We start from the raw sequence: 4,171 nt of genomic DNA on the forward strand, positions 1-4,171 counted from the left end.
GCCTGTGGATGAAATGAAGATCTTCTTTCATCAAACCCTGGTGGCGATGTCTGATACCTTTATGAAAGCTACCCAGGATGAAAAAATGACGGCTACTATGAAAGATTTCTGCGAGTACTTCGCAGAAAAGCTACAGTTACGATCTTAGTTCACCTTTAGCTGTATAACTTATCATAGTACTCCGTAGCCATTCTCGCGCTGGTAAACTGAGGAATGACCCCATCGATGGCTTCAAAAACAATGTCTGACCAACTCCCCGGTGTGTCGTAATAGGTAGGCAATACCTTGTTCTCCAAAATGCGGTAGAGACTCTGGCTGTCTTTGTCATCCTGTTCCCCGTGAGACAGGGTGTGGTCCAGGGCAGGCAGCACAAAACCATTTTTCCCGTTTTTGATAAACTCAGGTATCCAGCCGTCCCGGGTAGATACATTTACAGAGCCGTTCATGGCGGCGGTCATCCCACTGGTTCCAGAAGCTTCGCGGGTTATTCTGGGGGTATTTAACCATACATCTGACCCTGCTTTCAGCTTCCTGGAAAGGGCAATTTCATACCCTGTAAGGACGGCCGCATTCATTTTGTGCTTGGTGTAATGAACGAGTTTGTTGAATATTTCTATGGCTCCATGGTCACCCGGATAGGGTTTTCCCGCCCAGATGATCTGTATGGGATATTTTGAATCAGACAGGAGTTTTTCAAACCGCTGAATATCCCGGAGCAAAAGATCCGCTCGCTTGTACTCTGCGAAACGCCTTGCCCAGACCATGGTCAATACCTCAGGGTCAAAGCGTTTTCCGGTTTGGTCCAGTACTTCCTGGAACAAATCCTGCTTTAATTCCAGCTTGCGGTTTCTGAAGGCTTTTGGATTTCTTTTTTTCCAGGCTTGTCCCAGTTTATTATCCTGCCAGAATTCCCGGTGTTGGCTGTTGGTAATCGGAATGATCTGGGCCATATGGGAAAGACCCTTATACATATCCCTGGCAACTTTTGAATGAAGTTTTGATACGGCATTTGCCCTTTTCACCATGCGCAATGCAGCAACCGTGTAATTAAGGTGGTTCCCGCCCAGGGTTTCCTTTTCCAATTCTTCCTCGCTGTAGCGCCGGCCAAAAAATCCGAAATCATTCAGCAAAGGGCCAAAGCGCTCTTCATGCCCTCCCTTTTCAGGGGTATGGGTGGTGAAGACCATATTATTTTTCCCCATCCCCTGATTCCTTATATGGTAAAAAGCAGGCAGGCCATGGCCTTCGTTTAAATGGTAGACATCCGCTCCTCCCAGTTTTTCTACAAGTTTTGCACCTCCGAGACCCAGTACAATACTCTGTGCGATCCTGGTTTCGTCATTTTCATCATAGAGCCTATGAGTGATGGTGCGCGAGAGATGGTCGTTTCCCTCCACGTCCGTACTTAAAAAGTAGATAGGAACGGTATTGAAAATTTCTGGTTTCAGGACAAATGCCCTGACCTTCACGGCGTGGTTATTCCTGATCCTAACTTCAACCTCAATCCCTGTATCTTCGAGATAGTTGTAATTCTTTTCGGTAAAATGAGGACGCAGCGTTTGATCCGGGTTGCGCCCCTGATCGTAATAGCCGTATTTCCAAAGCAGCCCAATCCCGATTAAATTCTGCTTAAGATCATAGGCTGCTTTCATATGAGAGCCCGCTAGAAATCCGAGCCCCCCTGAATACGTTTTAAGCCCCTGGTCGATCCCAAATTCCATACTGAAATAGGCGACTTTTTTATTGAATTTTTTTGAGGGGGTATAGGGATGATGCCATTTGGCGTATGTACTGGTCATGTTTACTTAAAATTATAAGTTGTTTGTAAGGTAATCCACACCTACTGCAATTGTTTCTGCTCAGGAAACATCTTCCCAGCGGAAGATGGCCGTCAGGCGTGCATAAATTCCCGGCGAAGATAACAAAATCTATAGCCTGAACAGTCCGGGGAGTAATATTTGGTAGCAGGGGGCCATTTTCCTGTCAGCATTGAACATTCTGAAACCGGGCAAGGGATTGTGATGAAATTACCCCTTGCCTTAACTTTGCATGGAGTAAGGAAATGCATAGAAAAGAGACTATCAATACAAGTTGCTAAGAACTGAGTATGGAAGGAGAAGAACTTCAGGAATTGATCTTTGTATACAATGCGGCTTCGGGTATCGGTAATGTATTGTTAGACGGCGCTCATAAGGTGCTTAATCCCGCTACTTACAGTTGTAGCCTGTGCCAGCTGACACATGGCGCATTCCGGGAACACAAGGTATGGAAGAATTTCAGGCAATCAAGTCAACTCCCTATGCAATTTTTGTACAAGGATGAGTTTCAGAAGGAATATGCGTCTAAATTTGGCCATGCCCATACTTTTCCTGTGGTACTTGGCAGAACAGGGTCCGGATTGGAGCTGGTAGTGAGCACTGCGGAACTTAACGGCATGGAAACCGCCGAAGAGCTGATTACCCTTCTGAAGTCCAGAAACTAGATAAGATAGGAGTTGTCAGGTGGCACGACCTTGTAAAAGGCGCTGATTAATCTCGTCGATGTATTCCAGCAGGGTTTCCCTGCCCAAACCGCTCTGTGAGGAGGTAATGAAATGCGGGGGTGCTTCTTCCCAGGCCCCGCTGGTAAGCACCTTCAGGTAGGCCGCTACCTGTGCTTCGATAATCCCTGGTTTTAGCTTGTCGGCTTTGGTGAATACGATAGAGAAAGGGATCTGATTTTGCCCAAGCCATTCCATGAATTCCAGGTCGATCTTTTGGGGTTCGTGACGGATATCTATAAGGACAAATGCGCTCACCAGTTGCCTTCTTTTCAGGAAATAATCCGTGATATACTTTTGGAAGGTCTTTTTCTCTTTTTTCGAAACCCTGGCGTAGCCATAGCCGGGCAGGTCTACCAGATACCAGGTGTCATTTATAATGAAATGATTGATCAGCTGTGTCTTTCCAGGCCTCCCCGAGGTTTTGGCCAATCCCTTTCGCTGCGTCAGGGTGTTGATCAGGGAAGATTTGCCCACGTTGGAGCGTCCGATGAATGCGTATTCAGGCAAGGCATCCTGAGGGCATTTTTCCACATGGGAGTTACTAACGACAAACTGGGCCGATTTTATCTTCATGAATTGTAGTTAAACGGGGAGTCCCAATTCGAAGTTAAGGAATTCAGAACTGTCTTTTCGTCAGCCAGGAATCCAGGATCACATTAAACTCTTCCGGGTGTTCCATCATCGGGGCGTGCCCGCATTTGTCAATCCAGAAAAGTTCGGAATCAGGCAGTAATTGGTGGAATTCCTCTGCAACGTTGGGAGGGGTCACTGTATCGTTTTTCCCCCAGATGATGCAGGTAGGGGTAAGCATGTGGGGAAGGTCCTTAGACATATTGTGCCGGATCGCACTTTTGGCGATAGCCAGGGTTTTTACCAGTTTCATGCGGTCGTTGACGGTGGCAAATACTTCGTCTACAATTTCTTTGGTGGCTACTGCAGGGTCATAAAATACCTCCTGTGCTTTTTTCTTGATGAACTCATAGTCACCTCGTTTGGGATACCCGTCCCCCATGGCACTTTCATATAATCCTGAACTCCCCGTAATGACCAGGGCCTTGACCATATCAGGATACATTTTGGTATGCAACAATCCGATATGTCCCCCCAGGGAATTTCCCAGCAGGATCACATCCTTAAGGCCTTTGTATTCAATAAAGCGTTCCAGGAACTTCGCAAAATTCTTGACATTGGTTTTAATGGTGGGCATATCGTAAATAGGCAGTTCCGGGACCAGGACCTGATATCCCTTCTTGGGAAAGTAGTCGGTTACGCCCTGGAAATTACTAAGCCCTCCCATCAGCCCGTGAAGGATAATCACAGGCTTACCTTCGCCAACCTCGATATAGCGGTATTTTCCTTCGGTAACTAGGTGCTCTTCCATTCAGATGGGCTTGTTCTGTCAGTTGGCAAATATAGGGAATTCCCCATAATAGGCATATTTTTGATGCAGGGATAAAGCCCGCAATGCGGGACTTCTTCCATATCCAAGTAAATGGATTTGAAGGAGGTGTTCCAGGGCCATTTTTGCTTCAGGCCGCACCCTGTTAACCACACCGGTCTCTCTAAAATTATCAACAAAGTGGTAATTTGTGGTAATTTGTGGTAATAATTTCTATATATTTGAGTTTA

4 protein-coding genes and 1 pseudogene are annotated in these 4,171 nt (G+C 46.3%); 2 read left to right on the top strand and 3 right to left on the bottom strand.

The genetic code is table 11. The features are described from left to right. A pseudogene (locus tag AC4E7D_RS12295) lies at positions 1–148 on the top strand (gliding motility protein GldC); the annotation flags it as partial. 7 nt (positions 149–155) lie between these two features. Here the strand turns inward: AC4E7D_RS12295 and glgP are convergent. Beyond that, positions 156–1,799 carry an alpha-glucan family phosphorylase gene (glgP, locus tag AC4E7D_RS12300; RefSeq protein ID WP_490174086.1) on the bottom strand — a complete coding sequence of 548 codons (1,644 nt, stop codon included), beginning with the start codon at positions 1,797–1,799 and terminating at the stop codon, positions 156–158. A gap of 308 nt (positions 1,800–2,107) precedes the next feature. Here glgP and AC4E7D_RS12305 point away from each other — a divergent pair, with 308 nt between their 5' ends. Beyond that, a complete protein-coding gene (locus AC4E7D_RS12305; RefSeq protein WP_490174087.1) occupies positions 2,108–2,482 on the top strand; it encodes a GTPase in 375 nt (124 codons plus the stop codon). 15 nt (positions 2,483–2,497) lie between these two features. On the opposite strand, the gene yihA is transcribed toward AC4E7D_RS12305, so the two are convergent. Together yihA and AC4E7D_RS12315 are read right to left on the bottom strand one after the other, a co-directional pair. Continuing rightward, entirely contained in the window at positions 2,498–3,115 is a 618-nt protein-coding gene (gene yihA / locus AC4E7D_RS12310; RefSeq protein ID WP_490174088.1) for a ribosome biogenesis GTP-binding protein YihA/YsxC, read from the bottom strand. 43 nt (positions 3,116–3,158) lie between these two features. Beyond that, on the bottom strand, positions 3,159–3,923 hold the full coding sequence (locus AC4E7D_RS12315) for an alpha/beta fold hydrolase (RefSeq protein ID WP_490174089.1): 765 nt from the start codon (positions 3,921–3,923) through the stop codon (positions 3,159–3,161). Between the last annotated feature and the right edge of the window lie 248 nt (positions 3,924–4,171).

This window comes from Lentiprolixibacter sp., assembly GCF_982873095.1.

Excerpts from the sequence above, each read along its gene's own strand:
- glgP (WP_490174086.1), bottom strand. The coding sequence starts at position 1,799 with ATGACCAGTACATACGCCAAATGGCATCATCCCTATACCCCCTCAAAA.
- AC4E7D_RS12305 (WP_490174087.1), top strand. The coding sequence starts at position 2,108 with ATGGAAGGAGAAGAACTTCAGGAATTGATCTTTGTATACAATGCGGCT.
- yihA (WP_490174088.1), bottom strand. The coding sequence starts at position 3,115 with ATGAAGATAAAATCGGCCCAGTTTGTCGTTAGTAACTCCCATGTGGAA.
- AC4E7D_RS12315 (WP_490174089.1), bottom strand. The coding sequence starts at position 3,923 with ATGGAAGAGCACCTAGTTACCGAAGGAAAATACCGCTATATCGAGGTT.